Origin of the sequence: Agromyces aurantiacus (genome assembly GCF_016907355.1) — a bacterium.
GTDB classification, from domain to species: domain Bacteria; phylum Actinomycetota; class Actinomycetes; order Actinomycetales; family Microbacteriaceae; genus Agromyces; species Agromyces aurantiacus.
In genome coordinates this window covers 1886529-1910491 of the sequence record NZ_JAFBBW010000001.1, presented here as the reverse complement: position 1 = coordinate 1910491, position 23963 = coordinate 1886529, and the positions used below count along the sequence as shown (strand labels likewise).

Annotated in this window: 22 protein-coding genes; 6 read left to right on the top strand and 16 right to left on the bottom strand. The window is 72.9% G+C overall.

The window, feature by feature from the left end; genetic code table 11:
* Position 1: 1 nt before the first annotated feature.
* The 4 genes from JOD46_RS09010 to JOD46_RS08995 are packed head-to-tail and all read right to left on the bottom strand — an operon-like array spanning position 2 to position 3599.
* The gene (locus tag JOD46_RS09010) at positions 2-877 is read right to left on the bottom strand and encodes a branched-chain amino acid ABC transporter permease (RefSeq protein WP_204393525.1); all 876 of its coding nucleotides are present in this window, start codon (positions 875-877) and stop codon (positions 2-4) included.
* On the bottom strand, positions 877-1608 hold the full coding sequence (locus JOD46_RS09005; protein WP_204393523.1) for an ABC transporter ATP-binding protein: 732 nt from the start codon (positions 1606-1608) through the stop codon (positions 877-879). Before JOD46_RS09005 ends, JOD46_RS09010 begins: the two co-directional genes overlap by 1 nt.
* The gene (locus JOD46_RS09000) at positions 1605-2360 is read right to left on the bottom strand and encodes an ABC transporter ATP-binding protein (RefSeq protein WP_204393521.1); all 756 of its coding nucleotides are present in this window, start codon (positions 2358-2360) and stop codon (positions 1605-1607) included. The genes JOD46_RS09005 and JOD46_RS09000 overlap by 4 nt, the downstream gene beginning before the upstream one ends.
* Positions 2361-2396: 36 nt before the next feature.
* Entirely contained in the window at positions 2397-3599 is a 1203-nt protein-coding gene (locus JOD46_RS08995; RefSeq protein ID WP_204393519.1) for a substrate-binding domain-containing protein, read from the bottom strand.
* Positions 3600-3752: 153 nt separating this feature from the next.
* Between JOD46_RS08995 and JOD46_RS08990 the strand changes: the two genes are divergently transcribed.
* Together JOD46_RS08990 and JOD46_RS08985 are read left to right on the top strand one after the other, a co-directional pair.
* On the top strand, positions 3753-4937 hold the full coding sequence (locus JOD46_RS08990) for an acetyl-CoA C-acetyltransferase (protein ID WP_204393517.1): 1185 nt from the start codon (positions 3753-3755) through the stop codon (positions 4935-4937).
* 25 nt (positions 4938-4962) lie between these two features.
* Positions 4963-6201, top strand: coding sequence for a low temperature requirement protein A (locus JOD46_RS08985; RefSeq protein WP_204393515.1), 1239 nt, complete (start codon positions 4963-4965; stop codon positions 6199-6201).
* A gap of 72 nt (positions 6202-6273) precedes the next feature.
* Here JOD46_RS08985 and JOD46_RS08980 read toward each other — a convergent pair whose 3' ends face one another.
* The 6 genes from JOD46_RS08980 to JOD46_RS08955 form a co-directional block, all read right to left on the bottom strand.
* Positions 6274-6570 carry an SHOCT domain-containing protein gene (locus JOD46_RS08980; RefSeq protein ID WP_204393513.1) on the bottom strand — a complete coding sequence of 99 codons (297 nt, stop codon included), beginning with the start codon at positions 6568-6570 and terminating at the stop codon, positions 6274-6276.
* 127 nt (positions 6571-6697) lie between these two features.
* Positions 6698-7360, bottom strand: coding sequence for a response regulator (locus JOD46_RS08975; RefSeq protein WP_204393511.1), 663 nt, complete (start codon positions 7358-7360; stop codon positions 6698-6700).
* Complete coding sequence (locus JOD46_RS08970; protein ID WP_204393509.1) at positions 7357-8523, bottom strand: sensor histidine kinase; 1167 nt, start codon at positions 8521-8523, stop codon at positions 7357-7359. Before JOD46_RS08970 ends, JOD46_RS08975 begins: the two co-directional genes overlap by 4 nt.
* An 84-nt stretch (positions 8524-8607) precedes the next feature.
* Positions 8608-9933, bottom strand: a complete 1326-nt coding sequence (locus tag JOD46_RS08965; RefSeq protein ID WP_204393507.1) for a M50 family metallopeptidase — start codon at positions 9931-9933, stop codon at positions 8608-8610.
* A gap of 76 nt (positions 9934-10009) precedes the next feature.
* Entirely contained in the window at positions 10010-11095 is a 1086-nt protein-coding gene (dxr, locus tag JOD46_RS08960; RefSeq protein ID WP_204393505.1) for a 1-deoxy-D-xylulose-5-phosphate reductoisomerase, read from the bottom strand.
* Between the two features lie 32 nt (positions 11096-11127).
* Positions 11128-11769: a 4'-phosphopantetheinyl transferase family protein gene (locus JOD46_RS08955; RefSeq protein WP_204393503.1), complete on the bottom strand. Its 642-nt coding sequence runs from the start codon at positions 11767-11769 to the stop codon at positions 11128-11130.
* 88 nt (positions 11770-11857) lie between these two features.
* On the opposite strand from JOD46_RS08955, the gene JOD46_RS08950 reads away from it, so the two are divergent.
* Entirely contained in the window at positions 11858-12619 is a 762-nt protein-coding gene (locus tag JOD46_RS08950) for a lysophospholipid acyltransferase family protein (protein WP_372432328.1), read from the top strand.
* A 41-nt stretch (positions 12620-12660) separates the two neighbouring features.
* Positions 12661-13584: a hypothetical protein gene (locus JOD46_RS08945; RefSeq protein WP_204393501.1), complete on the top strand. Its 924-nt coding sequence runs from the start codon at positions 12661-12663 to the stop codon at positions 13582-13584.
* On the opposite strand, the gene JOD46_RS08940 is transcribed toward JOD46_RS08945, so the two are convergent.
* Complete coding sequence (locus tag JOD46_RS08940; protein WP_204393499.1) at positions 13515-14066, bottom strand: OsmC family protein; 552 nt, start codon at positions 14064-14066, stop codon at positions 13515-13517. The genes JOD46_RS08945 and JOD46_RS08940 overlap by 70 nt on opposite strands.
* A gap of 88 nt (positions 14067-14154) precedes the next feature.
* On the opposite strand from JOD46_RS08940, the gene gabT reads away from it, so the two are divergent.
* Together gabT and JOD46_RS08930 are read left to right on the top strand one after the other, a co-directional pair.
* On the top strand, positions 14155-15543 hold the full coding sequence (gene gabT / locus JOD46_RS08935; protein ID WP_204393497.1) for a 4-aminobutyrate--2-oxoglutarate transaminase: 1389 nt from the start codon (positions 14155-14157) through the stop codon (positions 15541-15543).
* A 2-nt stretch (positions 15544-15545) separates the two neighbouring features.
* On the top strand, positions 15546-16535 hold the full coding sequence (locus JOD46_RS08930; protein WP_204393495.1) for an asparaginase: 990 nt from the start codon (positions 15546-15548) through the stop codon (positions 16533-16535).
* A 69-nt stretch (positions 16536-16604) separates the two neighbouring features.
* Here the strand turns inward: JOD46_RS08930 and JOD46_RS08925 are convergent, their stop codons facing one another.
* The 5 genes from JOD46_RS08925 to JOD46_RS08905 form a co-directional block, all read right to left on the bottom strand.
* Positions 16605-17408 (bottom strand): ABC transporter permease, encoded by an 804-nt coding sequence (locus JOD46_RS08925; protein WP_204396449.1) that lies wholly within the window; start codon positions 17406-17408, stop codon positions 16605-16607.
* Between the two features lie 95 nt (positions 17409-17503).
* Positions 17504-18415: an ABC transporter permease gene (locus JOD46_RS08920; protein WP_204393493.1), complete on the bottom strand. Its 912-nt coding sequence runs from the start codon at positions 18413-18415 to the stop codon at positions 17504-17506.
* Between the two features lie 3 nt (positions 18416-18418).
* The gene (locus tag JOD46_RS08915; RefSeq protein WP_204393491.1) at positions 18419-19618 is read right to left on the bottom strand and encodes an ABC transporter ATP-binding protein; all 1200 of its coding nucleotides are present in this window, start codon (positions 19616-19618) and stop codon (positions 18419-18421) included.
* Positions 19618-20832 (bottom strand): ABC transporter substrate-binding protein, encoded by a 1215-nt coding sequence (locus tag JOD46_RS08910; protein ID WP_307834977.1) that lies wholly within the window; start codon positions 20830-20832, stop codon positions 19618-19620. The genes JOD46_RS08915 and JOD46_RS08910 overlap by 1 nt, the downstream gene beginning before the upstream one ends.
* A 127-nt stretch (positions 20833-20959) precedes the next feature.
* A complete protein-coding gene (locus JOD46_RS08905; RefSeq protein WP_204393489.1) occupies positions 20960-23938 on the bottom strand; it encodes an FtsK/SpoIIIE domain-containing protein in 2979 nt (992 codons plus the stop codon).
* Positions 23939-23963: the final 25 nt, after the last annotated feature.

Here is a 23963-nt window from a genome sequence, read left to right as displayed (position 1 = left end):
GTCATGCGGCCTTCCCCATCAGTCCACGCGGCCGGATCAGCAGGACGGCGGCCAGGAGCACGACGACCACGAGGTCGCCGGTGCCGCCGAGGAAGAAGTTGGCGAACTGCTGCAGCACCGCCACGAGCACCGAGGCGATCGCGGCGCCCGTGAGCGAGCCGAGGCCGCCGATGACGGTCACGATGAAGGCGAAGATGAGCAGCACCGACCCGAGGTGGGCCGACACGTAGCCGTAGTAGACCGAGGCGAGCACGCCGCCGAGGCCGGCCGCGGCGCCGCCGATCGCGAACACGAGCGTGAACGAGCGCCGCACGTCGATGCCGAGCGCGGTGACCATGTGCCGGTTCTCGACGCCCGCGCGGATGATGAGGCCGTACCGCGTCCTCCGCAGGAAGAGCACGATGCCGCCGAGCACGAGCGCGGCGCACGCAATGAGCAGGAACCGGTCGTTGGAGATGCGCGCGCCGAGGACCTCGGTGGTCTGGGTGAGCCACTCGGGCCGGTCGGTGTAGATCGGGTCGGTGCCCCAGATGCCCTCGAACAGCGCGACCGCGGCGAGCGAGATGCCGACGGTCACGAGCGCCTGCTCGATGTGGCGTTCGTAGAGGCGGCGGATGACGAGCACCTCGGTGAGCACGGCGACGGTCGCGCCGACGAGGATGCCCACCGCCGCCGAGATCGCGAGGCCGGTCCACGTGCCGTCGGAGATGCGCCGCCCGGCCTCCCAGCCGAGGAACGCGGCGATCGTGAGGAACGCGCCGTGGGCGAAGTTGAGCACGCCCATGAGGCCGTAGATGAGCGAGAGGCCGCTCGCGACGAGGAAGTACAGCGCGCCGAGGCCGAGGCCCGTGACGAGCAGGAGGACGAGCGTGTCCATCAGGCGGCCTCCCGTTCGTCGTGCACGCCGAGGTAGCGCTGCACGCGGTCGTGGTCGTCGAGCAGCTCGGCGGCCGATCCGGTGAACACGACCCGACCCGACGAGAGCACGACCACGCGCTCGGCGAGCCGGCGCACGACGAGCAGGTTCTGCTCGACGAGCAGGATCGGCGTGGTGCGGGCGGCCTCGGCGAGCGCATCGGCGACCTCGTCGACGATGCGCGGCGCGAGCCCCTTGGTGGGCTCGTCGACGAGGAGCAGCCGGTTGTCGTTGACGAGCGCCCGGGCGAGCGAGACCATCTGCTGCTGCCCGCCCGAGAGCGTGCCGGCGCGCTGCTCGAGCCGGGCCTGCAGGTCGGGGAAGAGCGAGGCCACGAGCTCGCGCCGCGGCATCCGGTCGCGCTCCGCCAGGCGGAGGTTCTCGGCGACCGTCAGCGTGCCGAACACCTCGCGGTCCTCGGGCACGTACGCGACGCCGCGCTGCACGATGCGGTGCGTCGGCAGCCGGTCGATGCGCTCGCCCGCGAGCCGGATCTCGCCCGTGCGCTCGATCAGGCCGAGGACCGACTTGATCGTCGACGTCTTGCCGACGCCGTTGCGGCCGAGGAGCGCGGTCACCCCGGTCGCGGGGACGTCGAAGGAGACGTCCTCGACGACCTGCTGGCCGGCGATCCGGCCGAACAGGTTGCGGACGCTGAGGATGGGCTCCGCGTCGGGGGCGCTCGCGTTCATGCGGCGCTCCCGAGGTACGCGGACTGGACGATCGGGTTCGCCATGACGGCCTCCGGGGAGTCGGCGGCGAGCAGTTCGCCGTGGTGCATGACGGCGACCCGGTCGGCGAGGCCGAGCACGACGTCCATGTGGTGCTCGACCATGAGCACGGTGCGTCCGCCGCGGTGGAGCCCGCGGATCACCTCGGTGAGCGCGGGCACGTCGGCCGAGCCGACCCCCGCCATGGGCTCGTCGAGGAGGATCACGCGGGGCTCCATCGCGATGAGCATCGCGATCTCGACCTTGCGCTTCTCGCCGTGCGAGAGTCCCGAGGCGGTCGCGGCGGCGCGATGGCCCATGCCGACCTCCTCGAGCGCGGCGCTCGCGCGGCGGGTCGCGGCATCCGTGCGCCGCGGGATGCGGAACACGGATGCCGCGCGGCCCTCGCGGGCCTGGGCGGCCAGCCGCACGTTCTCGAGCACGTCGAGCGCTGGGAACAGGCTCGAGGTCTGGAACGTGCGGCCGAGCCCGGCCGCGGCGCGACGGTGCACGGGATGCCGCGTCACGTCGGCGCCCGCGAGGCGTACGACGCCCTCGGTGGGGCGCAGCACGCCCGAGGCGACGTTGAACAGCGTGGTCTTGCCGGCGCCGTTCGGGCCGATGACGCCGAGCATCTCGCCCTCGGGCACGGCGAGCGACACGTCCTTGAGGAGGTGCGCCCCGCCGATGCGGAGGGTGACGTGCTCGAGCTCGAGCGCGACGTGGTCGGTCATGGTGCGGTGCTTCCGGTGCGGTGACGGGTGTTCGGACTACTCGACGACGGGCGGGGCGACGGTCTCGGCGTCGACCTCCTCGACGAGCTCGGGCTCCCAGCCGGCGTCGCCCTCGACGAGCTTCACCTGGTACATCGGCTGGATGAGCGCGTGGTCCTCGGCGCGGACCGTGACCTCGCCCTTGACCGACTCGAACGACCAGCCCTCGAGCGCGGCGATCATGGCGTCGACGTCGTCGCCGCCCTCGCGGACGGCTCGCACGATCATCTGCGCCGCGACGAAGCCGTCGACCGAGAAGAGGTCGGGCTCGGCGCCGTTCTCCTCGAGCGACGCGATCATCGCCTCCTCCACGTCGGTGCCTGCGGCACCGCCGAAGTAGTGGTTCAGGAACGAGATGTCGCCGGATGCGTCGCCGTACGCCTGGTACGTCGCGACGTCGCCGAGTCCGGTGACCACCGGGGCCGCGTCGAACACGCCCTGCTGCTGCAGCGCGGTCCACATGGCACCGGAGGAGGCGCCGGCCCACGCGACGAACACGAGGTCGGGCTGGGCGTCGATCAGCTGCTGCGCGAACGGCGTGAACTCCGTCGCGTCCTCCGCGACGAGGACGCCCTGCACGTCGGCGCCCTGGCCGCCGAGCACGGCCTGGACGGCCGCGAGGTTGCCCTGGCCGAACGCGGTGTCCTGCGCGAAGACGACGACCTTCTTGCCGTCGGCATCGCCGATGAAGGTGCCGGCCGTCGCGACGTCCTGGTAGGTCTGCCGGCCGGAGCGGAAGGTGTAGTCGTTCACGCCCGTGATCGCGTCGGTCGCGGCGGGGCCGGAGATGTAGAGGATCTCGTTCTGCTCGGCCTGCTCGGCGAGCGAGGTGGCGATGCCCGAGACGACCGTGCCGGCGAGGACCTTGGTGCCCTGGCCGATGAGGTCCTTCGCCTTGGCGACCGCGGTGTCGGGGTTGCCCTGGTCGTCCTCCCACGTGATCTCGAGCTCGCGCCCGTCGACCTCGCCGGTGCCCTCGGTCGCGTAGTCGAGGCCGGCCTCGAAGCCGGCGGTGTAGGCCTCGCCGTAGGCCGCGAGCGGCCCGGTCTGCGAGGTGATCATGCCGATGGCCACGGGCGCGGCGTCGCCGTCGCCGGCGTCGCCTCCCGCGGGGGTGGTCGGTGCGCAACCGGCCAGCGTGATGGCCGTGGCCGCGGCGGCGACGAGCGCCGGCGCGAGGTACTTCGGTGTAACTCGCATGCTGTGAGCCTCTCTGGATGACGTCGGTGTCGGGTGAACCTGACAGCTGGTTCAGGTCTCAGGAACGTACACTAGAGTCGATCGCGCACGACGCGCAACCCGAAGCGGATGCGTCACGCCCCGCGCACCCCGAGACGAAGGAGTCCCACCGAAATGAGCTTCCCCGACGTCGTCATCGTCGCCGGCGCCCGCACCCCGTTCGGCCGCATCATGGGCGGGCTCGCCGCGCGCTCGGCCGTCGAGCTCGGCACCGTCGCCATCCGCGGCGCGCTCGAGAAGGCGGGGGTCTCCCCCGACGACGTGGATGCGGTGATCATGGGCCAGGTGCTCCAGGCCGGCGCCGGCCAGAACCCGGCCAAGCAGTCGGCCGTCGCGGCGGGCATCCCGTGGCGCGTGCCCGCCATCACGCTCAACAAGGTCTGCCTCTCCGGCCTCGTCGCGATCGCGGATGCCGCGCGCCTGATCCGCCTCGGCGAGGCGGAGGTCGTCGTGGCCGGCGGCCAGGAGTCCATGACCAACGCCCCGCACGTGCTCCCCGCGTCGCGCAAGGGCCACCTCTACGGCTCGATCGAGCTGCTCGACGTCACCGCGCACGACGGACTGACCGACGCGTTCGACCACGAGTCGATGGGTTCGTCCACCGAGCGGTTCAACGCGCGCTACGGCCTCGGCCGAGCCGAACAGGACGAGATCGCCTCGGCCTCGCACGTCCGCGCCGGGAAGGCCCAGGCCGAGGGCCTCTTCGACACCGAGATCGTGCCCGTCGAGATCCCCCAGCGCAAGGGAGACCCCGTGGTGGTCACGACCGACGAGGGCGTGCGACCCGACTCGACGCCCGAGGTCCTCGGCAGGCTGCGCCCCGCGTTCACCGAGGGCGGCAGCATCACGGCGGGCAACTCCTCGCCGATCTCCGACGGGGCCGCGGCCGTCGTCGTGGCGAGCCGCGCGTGGGCCGAGGAACGGGGCCTGCCGTGGCTCGCGGTCGTCGGCGCGTCCGGCCAGGTCGCCGGGCCCGACAACTCGCTGCACTCGCAGCCGTCCAATGCGATCGCCGCTGCCCTCGAGCGCGAGGGATGGCAGGCCGGCGACCTCGACCTCGTCGAGATCAACGAGGCGTTCGCCGCGGTGTCGCTGCAGTCGATGAAGGACCTCTCGCTCGACCGCGAGAAGGTCAACATCCACGGCGGCGCGATCGCGCTCGGCCACCCCATCGGCGCGTCGGGCGCGCGGCTCGCGCTGCACGCGGCGCTCGAGCTCTCGCGGCGCGGCGGCGGCAAGGCCGCGGTCGCGCTGTGCGGCGGCGGCGGACAGGGCGAGGCCCTGCTGCTGTCGCGCTGACCTCGGGCGGTGGGATGGTGGTGGGATGAGCGAGCTCACCCACCGCCTCCGGCCGATGCGCGGACGGGACCCCCTCGAACCCCACCGCACCGCCACCCCGCTCGAGCTGTTCTACGACCTCGTGTTCGTGGTCGCCTTCAGCCAGGCGGGCACGCAGGCCGCGAACCTGCTCGCGGCCGGCAGCACGGGGCCGGCCCTCATGGGGTTCACGTTCGCGCTGTTCGCGATCTGCTGGGCGTGGATCACCTACGCCTGGCTGGCCTCCGCCTACGACAACGACGACGTCTTCTTCCGCATCGCCACGATGGTGCAGATGATCGGCGTCATCATGCTCGCGCTCGGGCTGCCCGAGACCTACGCCTCGATCGATGCGGGCGCCGACCTCGAGAACCGCGTGGTCATCGCCGGGTACGTCGTGATGCGCGTGGCCGTGGTGGCGCTCTGGCTGCGCGCGGCTCGGCACGATCCCGCCCGGCGGCGGACCGCCCTCACCTACGCCTCGCTCGTCTCGATCGTGCAGGTCGGCTGGGTCGCCCTGCTCGTGGCCTCGCCGTCGCTCGAGGGCGCCTTCGCGGGATGGGCGATCCTCGTGGCGTGCGAGCTCGCCGTGCCGGTGATCGCCGAGCGGCGCGACGGCGGGACGCCGTGGCATCCGCACCACATCGCCGAACGCTACGGCCTGCTCGTGATCATCACCCTCGGCGAGGTCGTGGTCGGCACGGTCCTCGCCATCTCGGCCGTGGTCGAGGAGCAGGGCTGGGACCTCGAGGCGGTGCTGACGGCTTTCGGGGGCACCCTGCTCGCGTTCGGCATGTGGTGGGTGTACTTCCTCATGCCCTTCGCGCCCCTCCTGGCCCGGCGGAGGGGATGGGCGGCGTTCGCGTGGGGGTACGGGCACATCCCGGTGTTCGGCGCGGTCGCGGCCACCGGCGCCGGGCTGCACGTGGCCGCGCTCGTGGTCGAGGAGACCGCGACGGTCGACGACGTCGTGGCCGTGGTGGCCGTCGCCGTGCCGGTCGCGGTGTTCGTGATCGTGCTGTTCGTGCTCGAGACGCTGCTCCTGAGGCGGGTCGACGCGTTCCGGGCCGCGATGTTCGCCGCCAGCCTCGTGCCGCTCGCGGTCGCCGCGTGGATCGTGACGCTCGGGGCGACGATGGGCACCGGCATCGTGGTCGCAGCGCTCTCCCCCGTCGTGCTCATCGTCGGCTACGAGACCGCCGGGCACCGCCACCAGGCCGCAGCGCTCGAACGCGCGCTCGCCTGACGGCAGGCACGACGGGGCCGGATGTCGCGGGCGGGCGGATGCCCCGCGGCATCCGCCCTGCGCCGCGTCGCGTCAGGCGCTCGGACGGTTCGCCCGGAGGACCTCCAGGCGCGCCCGGTACTCGGTCTCGTCGATGTCGCCCTTGGCGAACCGCTCGGCGAGCGTCGACTCGGCCGAGGCCGGACGCGCCCACGGCGGCCCGTAGGCGCCCTCCGCCCAGGCGCGCCGGCGGCCGCGCGTGACGAGGAACACGACCAGGCCGATGACGAGGATCCAGAAGACGGGGATGAGGAAGAAGGCCCATCCCCACCCGGCGGCCCACGGGCCCACGTGGGTGGCCATCGCGGCGGTGGCGAGAGTGCTGAGCATGTGCGTCGCTCCTTGATCATGCGGCCCCGGATCGGACCGGCATGGATATGGTCGCGCCCACGCCGTTCCGCCGAATCCGCCCGGGGACGTCACTCGGCGTACTCCGCGGGGAGCACGCGGGTGCGGGCTACTGCCAGCCGGGCGTCACGAGCCCGGACTCGTAGGCGACCACGACGAGCTGCACGCGATCGCGCGCGTGCAGCTTCGACATGATGCGCGACACGTGCGTCTTCGCCGTCAGCGGGCTCAGCACGAGCCGCTCGGCGATCTCGTCGTTGGTCAGGCCGAGGCCCACGAGCCGGAGCACCTCGCGCTCGCGTTCGGTCAGCGCCGCAAGGCGCGACGCGTCGGGGGCCTCGCGAAGGCCCGTCGCCATGCGCTCGAGCAGCCGCTTCGTCACCCCGGGCGAGAGCAGCGCCTCGCCGCTCGCGACCACCCGGACGGCGCGGATGAGGTCGGCCGGCTCCGTGTCCTTGACGAGGAACCCGCTCGCGCCCGCGCGGACCGCGCGCGCGACGTACTCGTCGAGCTCGAACGTGGTGACGACCACCACGTGCACGCCGTCGAGCGCGGGGTCGGCGGCGATGCGCTCGGTCGCCCAGAGCCCGTCGCCGCCGGGCATCCGGATGTCCATGAGCACGACGTCGACCGGCGTCGCGCGCACGAGCGCGAGGAGGTCCTCGCCGGTGGACGCCTCGCCCACGACCTCGATGCCGGGCTCGGCCTCGAGCAGCGCGCGAAAGCCCGCGCGGACCAGCACCTGGTCGTCGGCGAGCGCCACGCGGATCATGCCGTCGCCCCCCACGGCAGCCGCGCGGTCACGCGTGCGCCCCCGCGCGGCGAGCGGCCGAGCTCGACCGATCCGCCGAGCAGCGCCGCGCGCTCGCGCATGCCGAGGATGCCGCTGCCCTCTGGCGCGCCCTGCATCCCGGCGCCGTCGTCGTCGACCGTGAGCATGAGCTCGTCGCCGAGCCGCTCGACCGTGACGACCGCGCGCGTCGCACGCGCGTGCCGCACCACGTTGGTCAGCGCCTCCTGGACGATCCGGTAGGCGGCGAACTGCACCGCGCGGCCGGGCGGCTCGTCGAGGCGGTCGATGAGCTCCACCTCGAAGCCCGGGGTCGCGAGTCCCGCCGCCAGCCGCGGCAGTTCGGCGAGCTCGGCGAGCGGCGCGAGCGGCGCCTCGGCGTCGCCGCGGATCACGCCGAGCACGCTCCGAACCTCCTCGAGCGCGGTCTTCGAGGTCGACTTGATGTGCTCCAGCGCGGTCCGCGCCTGATCGGGGTCCCGGTCCATGAGGTGCAGGCCGACGCTCGCCTGCACGTTGATCTGCGAGAGCGCGTGCCCGATCACGTCGTGCAGCTCGCGCGCGATGCGCACGCGCTCGCGCTCCTCGGCGGTCTGCCGACGACGTGCCGCCTCGGCGCGGAACGCCGCCGCCCGCTCGCGCCGGGTGCGCACGAACGCGCCCAGGCCGAAGCACGCCGCGAGCAGCGCCGTCGTGAGCGCGATGCGGAACGGATGCCACGAGAGCCCCAGCGCGGCCCCGAGCGCGAGCGCGGCGACCCACGCCGTCACGACCGAGACCACCGACCAGGCGAGCGCGCCGCGGGCGACCCCGAGCACGATCGCGAACGCGAGCGCGACGTAGGGCGGGCCCACGTCGGGCGCGAACAGCACGTCGAGCAGCGCGAGCGCCGAGACGACGGCGACCGTCGGGCCCGGCGCGCGCCGCGAGGCGAGCAGCGCCAGCGCACCTGCGGCAGCCAGCGCGACCTGCGCGAACCCGGCGGACCACCCGGCGTGCTGCCACGCGGCGATGCCGATCGCGGCCGGAACCTGCACCAGCAGGCTCACGACGACGGGCGCGACGAGCGTGAAGGTCGGCGAGGGCCGGAATCGCTCGGGTCGTCCGTCCCAGTGGGACGATCCGTCCCACGGAGGCGCGGGCATCCCCTGATGCTAGCGCCGCGAGGCGCGGGGCGGATCGGCCGCGGGGAGCGGCGCGGCGTACTCCCGAGGGAGTACACGGCCCGGTCAGAAGAGGCTGACCGGCTTGACGATGTCGGCGTAGATGAGGAGGGCGCTCATCGCGCCGAGCACGACGACCACGCCGAAGGTGAGCGGCATGAGCTTGGCCAGGTCGACGGGTCCGGGATCGGGCTTGCGCCGCAGCCTGGCCCACCCGCGTCGGATCGCCTCCCAGAGCGCACCCGCGATGTGCCCGCCGTCGAGCGGCAGGAGCGGGACGAGGTTGAACACGAACAGCGCGATGTTCAGCGACGCGAGGATGCCCACGAGCCCGGCCGCCTTCGAGGCGACCGGCACCTCGTCGAGGCTCGCGATCTCGCCCGCGACCCGGCCCACGCCGACGACCGAGATCGGCCCGTTCGGGTCGCGCTCCTCGGGCCCGAAGGCGGCGTTCGCGACATCCACGATGCGCTGCGGGAGGTTCACGATGATCCCCGCGACCGCCTGGACGTTCTCGCCGACCATCGGCAGCACGGCGGTGACCGGCTGGCGGACGGTCTCGGAGGCCGGCCCGATGCCGACGAAGCCCGCCTGCACCGTGACCGGGTCGCCCGAGCCGTCCGTGACCACCTGGCCCTGCGCGTCGGTCTCGTAGCGCTCGCTCAGCAGCGGCGTCACCGCGATCGCGACGCGCTTCCCGTCACGAAGCACGACCATCTCGATCTGCTCGCCGGGGTGGTCGCGGATGATGGCGGTCGACTCGGTCCACGAGTCGATCGGCTCGCCGGCGACGGACACGATCGTGTCCCCCGGCTGCAGCCCTGCCTGGGCGCCGGGCGCCGCCGGGTCCCCGGGCTCGCACGTCTGGCGCGTGCTCGTCGCGGGCAGGGCGCACTCCGAGACCGAGCCGATCGTCGTCGACGGCTGCGACACGCCGAAGCCCATCAGCAGGATGCCGAACAGCACGATCGCGAGGAGGAGGTTCATGAACGGTCCGCCGAACATCACGACGATGCGCTTCCAGACCGGCAGGCGGTAGAACGCGCGCGGCTCGTCGCCGGGCTGGATCGACTCGGCGCTCGAGTCGCGCGCATCCTGCACGAGCGAGCGGAAGAAGCCCGTGCTGTCCTCCTTGGCCGCACCGCCCCTGCCGGGCGGGAACATGCCGATCATGGCGATGTACCCGCCGAGCGGGATCGCCTTGACCCCGTACTCGGTCTCGCCCTTGCGCCGCGACCAGATCGTCGGCCCGAAGCCGATCATGTACTGGGTCACCTTGACGCCGAAGAGCTTCGCGGGCACGAGGTGCCCGATCTCGTGCAGGCCGATCGAGACGGCGAGGCCGACGACGATGATGGCGACGCCGATCACGAATGCGAGCACGGAATCCACCCCGTCATCGTAGGGGCGATCCCTTGGTGCGCGCTGGCCGCGCGCTGTGAGCGGATGCCGCGGCGCGCGCCGACCGTCAGCGCGCCGCGATGCGCAGGTCGGCGGCTCGACGCGCCGACCGCTCGGCCTCGGCGAGCGAGTCGACCGTGAGGGGGCCCGGCCCCGCCTCGTGCGCCTCCACGACCGCCCGGACCGTGTCGACGATGTCGGTGAAGCCGATCCGGCCGGCGTGGAACGCGGCGACCGCCTGCTCGTTCGCGGCGTTGAACACGGCGGGGTACTCCCCTCCGGCGCGCCCGACCTGCTTGGCCAGGCGCACCGCGGGGAAGGCCTGCTCGTCGAGGGGCTCGAAGGTCCACTGCTGCGCCCGGGTCCAGTCGAGCGGGGTGCCGACCGCGGCGACGCGGTGCGGCCAGTCGAGCCCGAGCGAGATGGGCAGCCGCATGTCGGGCGGCGAGGCCTGCGCGATCGTCGACCCGTCGACGAACTCCACCATCGAGTGCACGATCGACTGCGGATGCACGACCACGTCGATGCGGTCGTAGTCCACGTCGAAGAGCAGGTGCGCCTCGATCACCTCGAGTCCCTTGTTCACGAGCGTCGCCGAGTTGGTCGTGACGACCAGCCCCATGTCCCAGGTCGGGTGCGCGAGCGCGTCGGCCGGCGTCACGTCGACGAGCTGCTCGCGCGTGCGGCCGCGGAACGGCCCCCCGGAGGCGGTGAGCACGAGCCGGCGCACCTCCTCGTGCGTGCCCGAGCGGAGCGCCTGCGCGATCGCCGAGTGCTCCGAGTCGACCGGCGCGATCTGGCCCGGGGCGGCGAGCCGGGTGACGAGATCACCGCCGACGATGAGCGACTCCTTGTTGGCGAGGGCGAGCGTCATGCCGCGCTCGAGCGTCGCGATCGTCGGTCCGAGGCCGACCGAGCCGGTGATGCCGTTCAGGACCACGTCGGCCTGGACGCTCCGGACGAGCTGGACGGCCTCGTCGATGCCCACCGCGGTGTGCTCGACGCCGAACTCGGCGGCCTGCGCCTCGAGCTCGGCCCGGTTCGAGCCGACCGCGAGCCCGACCACGTCGAAGCGGTGCGGGTTCGCGCGGATGACGTCGAGCGCCTGCGTGCCGATGGAACCCGTGGACCCGAGGATGATGACGCTGCGCACCCGACCACTCTAGGGCGCGGGCCGCGCGCTGGTCAGGGGCGTGGCAGCATGGCCACCGACGCGGCGAGCCGACCGGGCACCGGCACGTCGTGGATGCGCACCTCGTCCCAGCGCGAGCCGAACTCCGGGACCGTGCGCACGATCCGGCCGACGCCGTCGTCCTCGCCGGGCAGGCTCACGGCGATGCGCGACGGCTCGATCACGCCCGTGTGACCGAGGGCGCGCAGCAGCGCGGCCTTGCGCGCCCACAGCGCGGCCCGCACGAGCGGCCGGGCCGCCGCGTCGAGCGCCTCGAGCCGCTGCCGTTCCTCCGGGTGCAGGGCGACCTCGTCGACGATCGGCGCGACATCCGGGAGGGCCGGCTCGACCCCGACGCCGAGCGGACGGCGCGTGCCCACCGCGGCGACCACCACCCCGCCGCCGACCGCCGCGTCGGCGAACCAGCGCCCGCCCGACGGGGTCGTGGGGTACCGGACCGTGGGGCTGCCGTGCCTCGCCCCGCACTCCGCGCAGGCGTGGTCGAGCTCGACGTCGTCGGCCGGCACGCCCGCCGTCGCCGCCAGATGGGCCCGGAGGACCGCCTCGACGCCGGGCGAGCGTCGTCCGGCGACCACGGCGACGACGCGCACGCCGGTGTCGCCGAGCTCGATGACGTCGCCGGCGGTGAGTTCCATGCGCCCATGATGGCGCACCTCCGGCGCCGTCCCCTGCGCAGGGTGCAATATTCCGCCTCGCGCATACCGCGTGACGTAGCGTCGGAGGGTGAGTGAGATCGAGGCCGACGCCGTGCCCGCCCCGCCGTCGAAGCCCGGTCCGGTCTACGGCCTGGTCCGCGGCATCCTGCGACCGCTCGTCCGGATGATCTACCGGCCGACGATCACCGGGGCCGAGAACGTGCCCCGCCACGGTGCCGTCATCCTCGCGTCGAACCACCTGTCGTTCGTCGACAGCATCGTGATCCCGCTCGCGGCGCCGCGGCCCGTGCAGTTCCTCGCCAAGTCGCACTACTTCACCGGCACGGGCCTCTCCGGCTGGTTCTCGCGCACGTTCTTCACCGCGATCGGCGCGGTCGGGGTCGAGCGCGGTGCCGGGGCGGCAGCCCAGGCCGCGCTCGACCAGGGCCGGCGGATCCTCGAGGCCGGCAGCGCCTTCGCCCTCTACCCCGAGGGCACGCGCTCGCTCGACGGGCGCCTCTACAAGGGCCGCACCGGCGTCGCCTGGCTGGCGCTCACCACGGGCGCGCTCGTCGTGCCCGTGGGCCTCGTCGGCACCCAGGAGATCCAGCCGGTGGGCGCCAAGCTCCCCCGCGTGCGCCCGGTGACCGTGCGCTTCGGCACGCCCATCGACGTCAGCCGGCACGGCGGACCCGAGTCGGGTCGCGCGCGCCGGGCCGCGACCGACGAGATCATGGCCGCGATCCACGCCCTGTCGGGGCAGGAGCTCGCGAACGCGTACAACGAGGTGCCCCCGCAGGGCACGCTCGCGAAGCTCGCCGACCGGGTCGTGCCGCGCGAGCGCGTCTGATTCCCAGCCGCGGACCACGCGATGCCGCTATCCTCGGCCCGATGGGGACGACGGCGCGCACCTGGATGGCCGCACTCGCGGCGTTCGCGGCACTCGCCGTGACGGCGTGCAGCGGTCCGGCCGACTTCGAGCGCGGCGACGCCTCGCCCGGCGACCGCCGGATCCCCTCGACCGATCGGTTCGATCCGGGCTTCATCGTCAGCGATGACGCGTTCTACGACGCCGCGGCGATGACCGAGACCGAGATCCAGGAGTTCCTCGGATCGCGCGAGTGCCGCCCGGTCGACGACGTCCCGTGCCTCGACGAGTACGTCGAGGACGTCCCGGACGTGCCGGCGGTCGGCCCACGCCATTGCGACGCCGTCGAGGGCGGCCGCGACCTGCCCGCGAGCCGCATCATCGCCGAGGTGGCCGACGCGTGCGGGATCAGCCCGCGCACGTTCCTCGTGCTCCTGCAGAAGGAGCAGTCGCTGCTGACCCGGCCGAGCGCGCGCGGCTACGAGCGCGCCACCGGGTACGGCTGCCCCGACACGGCCGACTGCGACGCGCAGTACTTCGGCTTCTTCAACCAGGTCTACCGGGCCGGATGGCAGTTCCGGCAGTACACCGCCGAGCCCGACCGGCGGTTCCAGGTCGGCCGCATCGACGTGCCGTTCAACCCCGAGGCCGCGTGCGGGGCCACGACCGTGCGCATCCGCAACCAGGCCACGGCGAACCTCTACAACTACACGCCCTACCAGCCCAACGCGGCCGTGCTCGCCGACCCCTCGGGCGGCGACGACTGCTCCGCCTACGGCAACCTCAACTTCTGGCGGCTCTGGCACCGGTGGTTCGGCGATCCGCAGGACGAGCGGCTGCCGGCGTACTTCCCGCCGTGCTCGCGGCTCGTCGGCGGCTACCCGTGCCCGCCGGCCGCGCCGCCCGTGCCCGACGGCCCCGCCTCGGCCGCGCTGCCGGCGAGCTGAACCGCCTCGCCGCGCACGAGCGCGACCGGTTCGTGGCGCACCGGGAAGTTCACGGATGCCGCGATGAAGCACTTCTCGGACGCCTCGTGGTGCAGCGAGGCCGCGAGCTCGCGCATCGACGCATCGGCGACCGTGACCCGCGGACGCAGCACGGCCTCGACGAGCCGCCCGCCGCCGCGGCCGTCCTCGAGCATGCGCGCGGTCGCCGCATCCCTGTACTCGACGACCACCACGCCGTGCAGCGTCGCGACGTGGAGGTAGGAGAGCATGTGGCACTCGCTCAGCGCGGCGAGCAGGAGTTCCTCGGGATTCCACCGCTCGCGGTCGCCGTGGAACGCCCGGTCGCTCGAGCCGGCGATCTCGTGCAGCTTGCCCTCGGCGCGCACCGCGTGCCCGCGCCCGTAGGCCCGGTACGAGGAGGTCCCCGTGCCCCGGTCGCCCTGCCATTCGACCTCGATCGCGTAGTGGTGTTCGCCGAGCATGCCGTTCCTTCCCTCGCGTGCGTCGTCGTCGATTCTGCACCACGCCGCCCCCGGCGCCGCGGACCCGCGGGGATAAGCTGGTCGGATCATGACTGACACGCAGACCCCTGTCGAACCCCTGCCCGCACCCCCCGCCGCCGCGGTGCCCGCCGTGCCGCAGGAGCGACGGATCGTCACCGCGATCCCCGGCCCGCGGTCGCAGGAGCTGCACGCCCGACGCACCGCGGTCGTCTCCTCGGGCGTCTCGAGCGTCCTGCCCGTCTACATCGAGCGCGCCAACGGCGCCGTGCTCGTCGACGTCGACGGCAACCACTTCCTCGACTTCGGCGCCGGCATCGGCGTGACGACCGCGGGCCACACCCCCGCGCGCGTCGTCGAGGCCGCCGTCGCGCAGGCGCGCGACGTGTTGCACACGCTGTTCACGATCACGCCCTACGAGGAGTACGTGCGCGTCGCCGAGCTGCTCGCCGAGCACACGCCCGGCGACTTCGCCAAGAAGTCGGTGCTCGTCAACTCTGGCGCCGAGGCCGTCGAGAACGGCGTCAAGATCGCCCGCAAGTACACCGGCCGGCGCGCCGTCGCGGTACTCGACCACGCCTACCACGGTCGCACGAACCTCACGATGGCCATGAACTACAAGGCCATGCCGTACGCGACCGGCTTCGGCCCGCTCGCCGGCGACGTCTACCACGCCCCCAGCTCCTACCCCTACCGCGACGGCCTCTCGGGCGCCGAGGCCGCGGCGCGCACGATCGGCTGGCTCGAGAAGGTCGTCGGCGCGACCGACCTGGCCTGCCTCGTCGTCGAGCCGATCCAGGGCGAGGGCGGCTTCATGGTGCCCGCCGAGGGCTTCCTGCCCGCGCTCCAGGAGTGGTGCACGGCGAACGGCGTCGTGATGATCGCCGACGAGATCCAGTCGGGCATGGCCCGGACCGGTCGGTACTACGCGTCCGAGCACTTCGGCTGGGTGCCCGACCTCGTCCTCTCCGCCAAGGGCATCGCGGCGGGCCTGCCGCTTGCGGCGGTCACCGGACGCGCCGAGATCATGGACGCGTCGCAGCCCGGCGGGCTCGGCGGCACCTTCGGCGGCAACCCGGTCGCGTGCGCCGCGGCGATCGCCGTCTTCGAGGCGATCGACGAGGAGGACCTCCTCGCCGAGGGCCGCCGGATCGAGGCGACGCTGACCGCGGGGCTCGAGCGCCTCCGCGCCGAGCACGACGTGATCGGCGACATCCGCGGGCACGGCGCCATGATCGCCATCGAGCTCGTCCAGCCCGGCACGGCCGAGACCACCAAGGCGCCGAACGCCGACGCGGTCGGCCGGATCGTCTCGTTCGCGGCCGAGCGGGGCGTGCTCTTCCTGAGCGCGGGCACCTGGGGGAACGTGCTGCGGTTCCTGCCGAGCCTGCGCATGACCGACGCGCTCATCGAGGATGCCCTGGGCGTGCTCGACGAGGCCCTCGCGGCCCTCGCCTGAGCGTGGGCGGCACCTTCGCGGCCTCCGCCGCGGCCGAGCTCGCGGTGGTCGAGCGCGGCGGCTTCGTCGAGTCGCGCCATGTCGGATCGGCGATCGTCATCTCGCCCGACGGCGACGTGGTGCGCACCCTCGGCGACCCCGCCGCGGCCGTCCTCCCCCGCTCGAGCATGAAGCCCTTCCAGGCCGTCGCGGTGATGACGTCGGGCGTCACCCTGCGCGGTGAGGATGCGGCGATCGCGACCGCGAGCCACAGCGGCACGACGCGGCATGTCGCCCTCGTCCGGGGCCTGCTCGCGCGCGAGTCGCTTCCCGCCTCGGCGCTGCGCTGCCCGGCCGAGTACCCGACCGACCGCGCCGCGCGCGACGAGCTCGTGCGCTCCGGCCAGCGGGCCGAGCCGATCACGATGAACTGCTCCGGCAAGCACGCCGCGATGCTCCTCGCCTGCCGGGCCAATGGCTGGTCGCTGGAGGACTACCTCGACCCCGAGCACCCCCTGCAGAAGCGAGTGCTCGACGTGCTCGAACGGCTCACCGGCGAGCGACCGGTCGCGAGCGTCATCGACGGATGCGGAGCCCCGGTGCACGCGGTGAGCCTCACCGGACTCGCCCGTGGGATCCAGAAGATCGCGTCCTCGTCGACGTCCTCGCCGTTCGCGCTGTTCCGCGAGGCGGCCGCGCTGGCCGAGGGCGTGCGCTCGAACGGCTGGGCGGTCGCCGGGCCCGGACGCCCCGACTCGGTCGCGATCGACCGCCTCGGCGTCTTCTCGAAGTTCGGCGCCGAGGGCGTGCAGGTCATGGCGACCCCCGACGGCACGACCGTGGCGCTGAAGATGCTCGACGGGTCGCCGCGTGCCTCCGCCATCGTCGCCGCACGCCTGCTGGCCGGCGCCGGCGCGCTCGAGACGGCCGCGGTCGACGGGGTCGAGCCCGACCTCGGGCTCGACGTGCTCGGCGGCGGCGCCGTGGTGGGCCGCATCCGCGCGACCGTCTGAGCAGCCGCCCGAACGACGGATGCCGCGGCCCTCCTCGAGGGCCGCGGCATCCGTTCGTCGTCTCGCCGGTCAGCCGAGGGACGCGGCCAACCGCTTCGCGCGCACCGCGCGGGACACCTGGGCGACGACCACGATGACGAGGGCGACGATGAACACCGCCGACGCGATCACGTTCGCCTCGGCCGGGATGCCGCGCGACGCCGAGATGTAGATGTACTTCGGGAACGTCGACACCGAGCCGGAGTTGAAGTTCGTGATGATGAAGTCATCGAAGCTCAGCGCGAACGAGAGGAGCGCGGCCGCCATGATGCCGGGCAGCAGCAACGGGAACGTGATGCGCCAGAACACCTCGCGCGGCGAGCCGTAGAGATCGCGACCCGCCTCCTCGAGCGCCGGGTCGAGGCTCGAGACGCGCGCCTTGACCGTGACGACGACGAAGCTGATGCAGAACATCGTGTGCGCCAGGATGATGGTCAGCATGTCCTTCGGCACGCCGACCGCGAGGAACTGCGCCGCGAGGCCCGCACCGAGCACCACCTCGGGGGTGGCCATCGGCAGGAACAGCAGCAGGCTGATCGCCGAGCGGGCGCGGAAGCGGTAGCGCACCAGCGCGATCGCGATCATGGTGCCGAGCGTGGTCGCGACGACCGTGGCGACCACGCCGATCACGATGCTGTTGCCGAACGCCTCGCACACGGCGCCGCCCTCGACGTTGCAGACGTTCAGCCACTTGTCGAAGGTGAACCCGCGCCAGGCGATGTTCGACTTCAGCGAGTCGTTGAACGAGAACACGAACGTGTACACGATCGGGATCAGCAGGAAGATGAACGCGAGCGTCACGTAGATCGGCAGCAGCCAGTCGCCGAGGCCGATTCGGCGACGTCGCGGGCGCTGCGGACCGCGGCGGTCCTCGAGCTCCTCGCTCTCCGTGAATCCGCCGAGCACGGCGGCGGCCTGCACCTCACCGCTCACAGCAGGTCCTCCGTTCCGGATCGCTTGACGTAGACGCCGACGAGCACGAGGATCGCGCCCATCAGGATGATCGAGAGCGCCGCGGCCGCCGGGTAGTTCAGCAGCACGAGGAAGTTCGCCTCGATCACGTTGCCCATCATCTGCGTGTCGGGACCTCCGAGGAAGTCGCGGCTCGCGTTGACGTAGTCGCCCGCCGCCGGGATGAAGGTCAGCAGCGTGCCGGCCACGATGCCCGGCATGGAGAGCGGGATGGTGACCTTCCGGAACACCGTGAACGGGTTCGCGTAGAGGTCGCTGCCCGCTTCGAGGTACCGGGTGTCGAGCCGCTCGAGCGTCGTGTAGAGCGGGAGCGTCATGAACGGGATGAAGTTGTACGTCAACCCGAAGATGACCGCGAACGGGGTTCCCGCGAAGTAGGCATCGGGCGCGAGCATCCCGAGGGCCTTCAGCGAGGTGATCACGATCGACTCGTCCGACAGGATCTGCTTCCACGCGAGGGTGCGCAGCAGGAAGCTGATGAAGAACGGGGCGATCACGAGCACGAGCAGGAGGCTCTGCAGGAGCGGCCAGGGCCGGGCCTTGACGCCGATGAAGTACGCGATCGGATAGCTAAACAGGAGCGCGAACACCGTCGCCGTGAGCGCGTAGCCGAACGAGCGGAGGATGTGCGGCCAGTACTGCTGGACGACGTCGACGTAGTTCTGCCAGTTGAACGCGTAGTCGTACACCCCGATGTCGCCGAACTCGCTCGGCGCCTGCAGCGAGGTGAGCACCAGCGAGATCAGCGGCGTCAGGAAGAAGAGGACGAGGTAGAGGATGCCCGGCAGGAGCAGGAAGAGCGCGATGGGGCTCCTCCGCTTCGGTGCCTGGGCCTGGACCTCCGCCGTCGCGAATGCTGCGAAGGCCATGGCTCAGCTTCCCTCGAGCTCCGAGATCAGCGCCTCGCGACGCTGGACCGCGATCGACTGCGTGTCGGCGTCGGCCGGGAACCGGCTCGACTCGTCGGGCTCGTCGGCCAAGCCGAAGCCGTGCTCGACGTTCCAGCTCACCCACACCTCGCCGCCCTCGGACGTGACCGGCCCGAAGCCCACGTTCTGGGCGAACACCGAGATCGTGCCGACCCCGGGGATCGCGACGATGTACTCGGTGCTCACGCCCGCGAAGGACACGTCGATGACGCGGCCGGGCCCGAGCACGTTGCGATCGGCGGTCGCGGTGGGCGCCTCGAGGTGGAGCGCGACCTTCTCGGGCCGCACGCCGACCGTCACCAGGCCCTGGTGGCGCTGCGCACGAGCGGCCGGAACCGTGATGCGGTGTCCGCCGGCGTCGACCGTGACGGCCGTGCTCGTGGTCTCGACCACGTCGCCCGTGAAGAGGTTCGACTTGCCGAGGAAGTTGGCCACGAATGCCGTGCGCGGCAGCTCGTAGAGCTCCTCGGGCGCGCCCATCTGCTCGATCGCGCCCTTGTTCATGACGGCCACGGTGTCGGCCATGGTCATGGCCTCCTCCTGATCGTGCGTGACGTGCAGGAAGGTCAGGCCGACCTCCTCTTGGATCGTCTTGAGCTCGAGCTGCATCTGCCGGCGCAGCTTCAGGTCGAGCGCGCCGAGCGGCTCGTCGAGGAGGAGCAGTGCCGGGCGGTTCACGATCGCGCGGGCGAGCGCGACGCGCTGCTGCTGTCCACCGGACAGCTGCGCAGGGCGCCGCTGCGCCAGGTGGTCGAGCTCGACCAGGCGGAGGGCCTCGTGCGCCTTGCCCATCGGGTCGTCCATCTTGCGGCGCTTCAGGCCGAAGGCGACGTTCTCGATGATCGACATGTGCGGGAAGAGGGCGTAGCTCTGGAACACCGTGTTGACCGGGCGCTGATGCGCCTTGGTGTCGGTCACGTCCTTCCCGCCGATGAGGATGCGGCCCTTCGTGGGCTCCTCGAGCCCGGCGACGAGACGCAGGGTGGTCGTCTTGCCGCAGCCCGAGGGCCCCAGCAGCGCGAAGAACGATCCCGCCGGGATCGTCAGGTCGAGCTCCTCGATGGCGGTGAAGCCCGGGAAGCGCTTCTGGATGCCGACCAGTTCGAGGTCGGCGCCGCGTTCGGCGAATTCACGACCCGACATCACGAACCCAGGAGGATCTGCTGGAACTGCGCCTGGTACTTCTGCTCCTCGGCGCCCGACAGCGCGCGGAAGATGTGCGCCTGCGAGAGCGTCTCCTCGTCGGGGAAGATCAGCTGGTTGTCGGCGAGCTCGGGATCGATCGCGGCGGCGGCCTCCTTGGCGCCGACGACCGGGGTGATGTAGTTCACCCACGCGGCGACCTCGGCCGCGACCTCGGGCTCGTAGTAGTAGTTGATGAGCGTCTCGGCGTTGGTCTTGCGCGGCGAGCCGATCGGGATGAGGAAGTTGTCGTTCCACAGCGTGCCGCCGGCGTCGGGGATGGCGAACTGCCACTTGTCGCCCGCCTCGGCGTTGATCACCGTGATGTCGCCCGACCAGCAGATCGCCGCGAGCGTGTCCTCGCTCTTGAGGTCCTCGAGGTACGAGTTGCCCTTGATGTTGCGGATCTGGCCGTTGGCGACCTGCTCGTCGAGGATCTCGATGGCCGCGTCGTACTCCGCGTCGCCCCAGTCGCCCGAGATGTCGACGCCGTTCTGCAGCATGATGAGGCCCATCGTGTCGCGCATCTCCGACAGCACGCCGATGCGGCCCTTCAGCTCGGGGTTCCAGAGGTCTTCGACGGACTTCAGGCCGCCGGGGACCTTCTCGACGTTCCAGCAGATGCCGGCGAAGCCGCCCTGCCAGGGCAGGGAGAACTTGCGACCCGGGTCGAAGTCGGGGTTCTCGAGCGAGGGGGTGAGGTTCGTGATGTTCGGGATGTTCGCGTGGTCGAGCTCCTGCGTGTAGCCGAGGCGGATCCAGCGCGAGACCATCCAGTCGGTGAGGCAGACCGTGTCGGCGCCGATGTCCTGGCCGAGCGCGAGCTGGTCCTTGACCTTGCCGTAGTAGGTGTTGTTGTCGTCGACGGCCACCTCGTAGTTGACCTTGATGCCGGTCTCCTCCTCGAAGGCGACGAGCGTGGGGTAGTTGCCGGCGTCATCCTCGTCGATGTACGCGGCCCAGTTCGCCCAGTTGAGGGTCTTGTCGGTCGAGGACTTGTCGGCCGCGGCGGTCGGCTTGGCCTGGCCGCCACCGGTCGAGCACGCCGCGAGCGCCAGCGCGGAGGCGCCGGCGCCGGCGCCGGCGAGCAGGCCGCGGCGGGTCATCTGCGCCTGGCGGGCCTGCGCGATCAGCGCGCGGACGATGGGGTCCTGGGGAAGGGGTCGGCTGCTCACGAAGGGCTCCTATCGATGTGCTGCACGTGCAGGGGTGCGAAGATGATGACACACTGCGTGGCGGAAATCACGAGTTGATGTCCGAATCGTTAATTTCTGCGAACGCTACGCACGGAATCCGCACTGTTCAGGGCGCCTGACGAACGGAATCCGTCGAATCCGCCGCCAACCACCGACGTCGTGCGACGGGGTCCTCCGGTCGGCCGATCCAGCACTGGGCGGAGTGGTCGTCGAGCAACGGCGGCAGCCCCGTTCCGCGCGCGAGCGCGCGGAACTCGGCCGTGCCGCCGTGGACCACGATCGTCGCCGCGGAACGCGCCGCGGCTGTCAGGGACCAGTTGGCGGCCCAGGCATCGGCATCGCCCACCAGGATGCGCTGCGGGCCGCCGACGCGCGAGGCGTCGATCGCGGCCGATGCCTCCGCCGCCGCGTCCGGCGTCGACCCGAGCCGCACGAGCGTGGCGGCCGGCCACCTGGACGACAGGACGGCGGCGTCGGCGGCCGGCGTCGCGGACGCCACCGCGACGAGGGGATGCCCGGCGAGGTCGAGCGGCGCGGGACCGTCGCCGTGGTCGCGCGCGGCCGGTGCGGCATGCAGGAACTGGGTGCGCAGTCCGCGCCACTGGCCCGCGCCGGCAGGCGCCTCGGCGTGCCACAGCTCGCCCGCTCCCCCGGCATGGATCAGGTCGGCCCGGGATGCGTGCCGGAGCAGCGCGGTCGCGGTGAACGCGTCGCGCAGTCCCGCCCCGAGCCCCGCGAGACGCGCGGCGGAGGCCACGACGGCGACCCCGGTGCCGCGCGACGACCGCAGCAGGTGCTCGAGGCCGGCGAGGGCCGCGAACCGGTGCTCGTCGGGCCACGACGAGAACGCCGTGTCGAGATCGTCGATCACCACCAGCGCGGGCCGGCGCGAGGGGCCCGCGGCGTCGCGGAGCGACGAGATCGCATCCCATCGTCGGCTGCGCGGTCCCTCGAGGCGCAGCACGGCGTCGTCGCCCGCGACGGCGGCGACCTGCGCCGCGAGCGCCTCGAGCAGCGCCGAGCGACCCGAGCCCGGCGCCCCGAGCACCGCGAGCGGTCCGTCGTGCCCAGGGTGCCATTCGGCGCGGACGCGCCGCTGCCGGTCGGGGTCGTCGGCCACGCCGAGTGCCAGCCCGCCGTGCCACGCACCGGCGGATGCCCCGACCGACGACGCCACCGGCGGGATCGACGGCGTGGCCCGGCGCCGGCCGTGGGCGAGCACCTCCTCGAGGGAATCCAGCCCGACCATGCGGGGCAAGGGGTCGAGCCACGGCCGGCGCGGCGGCGACGCCCCGGCGTGACGGCGCCGCGCCTCCTCGATGACGGCAGCGCCGGCGAGCGCGGACTGGAAGGTCACCGGGCATCCGTCGCCTCGGTCGCCGACCGCGCGTCCGGGTCGGCCGGGCGGGATGCGCGATGCGCCGTCCGTCCCGACGACGGCGAGGCTGTCGGCGCGCTGGAGCACCCGCAACGAGATCCGGATCCCGCAGTTGGCGGTCACCTGCTCCCGGACCACGCCGTTGGGGCGCTGCGACGCCAGGACCAGGTGCACGCCCAGCGAGCGGCCGCGAGCGGCGACATCGCCGATCACGTCGCCGAGTTCGGGGAAGCGCTCGACCATCGCCTGGAACTCGTCGACGACAACGACGAGGCGCGGCAGCTCGATGCCGTCGTCGAGCACGGACACGTCGCGCGCCCCGGCCGCCCGGAGCACGTGCTCGCGCCGCCGCAGCTCGGCCCGGATGCTCGCGACGGCGCGCGCGGCCTCGTGCTCGTCGAGGTCGGTGACGATGCCCGTGACGTGGCGAAGTGCGGCGATCGGCTCGAACGCCGCGCCGCCCTTGAAGTCGACGAGCAGGAACGCGACGCGTTCGGGGCCGTACGCGAGCGCGAGCGCCGTCATCCACGCGAGCAGGAACTCGCTCTTGCCGCTTCCGGTCGTGCCGGCGACGAGCGCATGGGGCCCCGCGGCGAGGTCGAGCTCGAACCGACCCTGGCCGCATTCGCCGACGGCGACGCGGAGCCCGGAACGATCGGGCCGCTCCGCCGGCGGCTCGGCCTCGAGGGACTCGAGTGCCACCCGCTCGGGCAGTTCCCGCTCGGGGGATGCCAGGCCCGCCCGGCGCGCCGCGCGATCCAGACCCTCGGCCCACGTCGCGGCCTCGGCGGCGGAGAGCAGTTCAGGCCTCAGCTCGACGTGCGCACCCCCCGCGGGGTGCAGCGCGCCCGACCGGGGCCCGTCGACCCGGACGATCGCGCTGGGGCCGGGCGGCAACGCACCGGGGTGCCCGGCCACCGCGATCACGATCGCGCCGGCGGGCGGCGAGGCCGAGGCGGCGCGACCGCCGACCTCGCGGGCGGGATCCGCCTCGACGACGGCGAGGACCGCAGTGGACGCTCCGGCGTCGTCGCTCCGGTGGGGCAGCGCGGCCAGGCACTCCCACCCGGTGGCCGGGAGGAGGACCGCGAGCGAGCCGGGTGCGGCGGCGTCGGCGCACTGGACGACCGCCGCGCGGGCCGCGGCCCGGGCGAGGTGGGCCGGACCGACGAAGCCGATGCCCTCGCCCGCCTCGACGGCGACCGGCGCGTCGTCCAGCCGCGCCGCCTCGCGGAGCACCGCGGCATCGTGCTCGTCGGTCGCGACCCCGTCGATGCGGAGGCCGCTCGGACGCGTCCCGCGACCGACCACGACGCGTCGGGGAACCGGGTGGCGCCACGCGGGCACCGCGCGCAGGATCGCCTCCCTCGCACTGGGCGTGCTGCGCCACGCGGCCTCGCGTTCGAGCCCGTGGCGATCCACGACCTGGGCGCGCAGGCGTTCGAGCGCGTCCGACCGCGCGGCGAGCGCCGCACGCCGCGCGCGAGCACCGTGCCGCCGCGCATCGAGCATGGTCGCGATCGCGACGAGCGGACCGAGCGCCGCGAACAGCAGCGCGAACGCGGAGCCCGTGACGGCCCAGACGACGACCGCGCCCGCGACGGGCGCGATCGACGCGATCCACGGGAACCCGGGGCGCGCGGGCTCCGGCGGGCTCGGCGGGAGGGTCAGGGGCGGGGAGCCGGCGGCGACGACGGGTTCGGGCACGTCCCGAGCGCACCACCCCGGCGTC

Excerpts from the sequence above, each read along its gene's own strand:
- JOD46_RS08995 (WP_204393519.1), bottom strand. The coding sequence starts at position 3,599 with ATGCGAGTTACACCGAAGTACCTCGCGCCGGCGCTCGTCGCCGCCGCG.
- JOD46_RS08955 (WP_204393503.1), bottom strand. The coding sequence starts at position 11,769 with ATGGAACTCACCGCCGGCGACGTCATCGAGCTCGGCGACACCGGCGTG.
- JOD46_RS08915 (WP_204393491.1), bottom strand. The coding sequence starts at position 19,618 with ATGTCGGGTCGTGAATTCGCCGAACGCGGCGCCGACCTCGAACTGGTC.
- JOD46_RS09010 (WP_204393525.1), bottom strand. The coding sequence starts at position 877 with ATGGACACGCTCGTCCTCCTGCTCGTCACGGGCCTCGGCCTCGGCGCG.
- JOD46_RS08990 (WP_204393517.1), top strand. The coding sequence starts at position 3,753 with ATGAGCTTCCCCGACGTCGTCATCGTCGCCGGCGCCCGCACCCCGTTC.
- JOD46_RS08920 (WP_204393493.1), bottom strand. The coding sequence starts at position 18,415 with ATGGCCTTCGCAGCATTCGCGACGGCGGAGGTCCAGGCCCAGGCACCG.
- gabT (WP_204393497.1), top strand. The coding sequence starts at position 14,155 with ATGACTGACACGCAGACCCCTGTCGAACCCCTGCCCGCACCCCCCGCC.
- JOD46_RS09000 (WP_204393521.1), bottom strand. The coding sequence starts at position 2,360 with ATGACCGACCACGTCGCGCTCGAGCTCGAGCACGTCACCCTCCGCATC.
- JOD46_RS08970 (WP_204393509.1), bottom strand. The coding sequence starts at position 8,523 with ATGCCCGCGCCTCCGTGGGACGGATCGTCCCACTGGGACGGACGACCC.
- JOD46_RS08975 (WP_204393511.1), bottom strand. The coding sequence starts at position 7,360 with ATGATCCGCGTGGCGCTCGCCGACGACCAGGTGCTGGTCCGCGCGGGC.
- JOD46_RS08980 (WP_204393513.1), bottom strand. The coding sequence starts at position 6,570 with ATGCTCAGCACTCTCGCCACCGCCGCGATGGCCACCCACGTGGGCCCG.
- JOD46_RS08945 (WP_204393501.1), top strand. The coding sequence starts at position 12,661 with ATGGGGACGACGGCGCGCACCTGGATGGCCGCACTCGCGGCGTTCGCG.
- JOD46_RS09005 (WP_204393523.1), bottom strand. The coding sequence starts at position 1,608 with ATGAACGCGAGCGCCCCCGACGCGGAGCCCATCCTCAGCGTCCGCAAC.
- JOD46_RS08985 (WP_204393515.1), top strand. The coding sequence starts at position 4,963 with ATGAGCGAGCTCACCCACCGCCTCCGGCCGATGCGCGGACGGGACCCC.
- JOD46_RS08940 (WP_204393499.1), bottom strand. The coding sequence starts at position 14,066 with ATGCTCGGCGAACACCACTACGCGATCGAGGTCGAATGGCAGGGCGAC.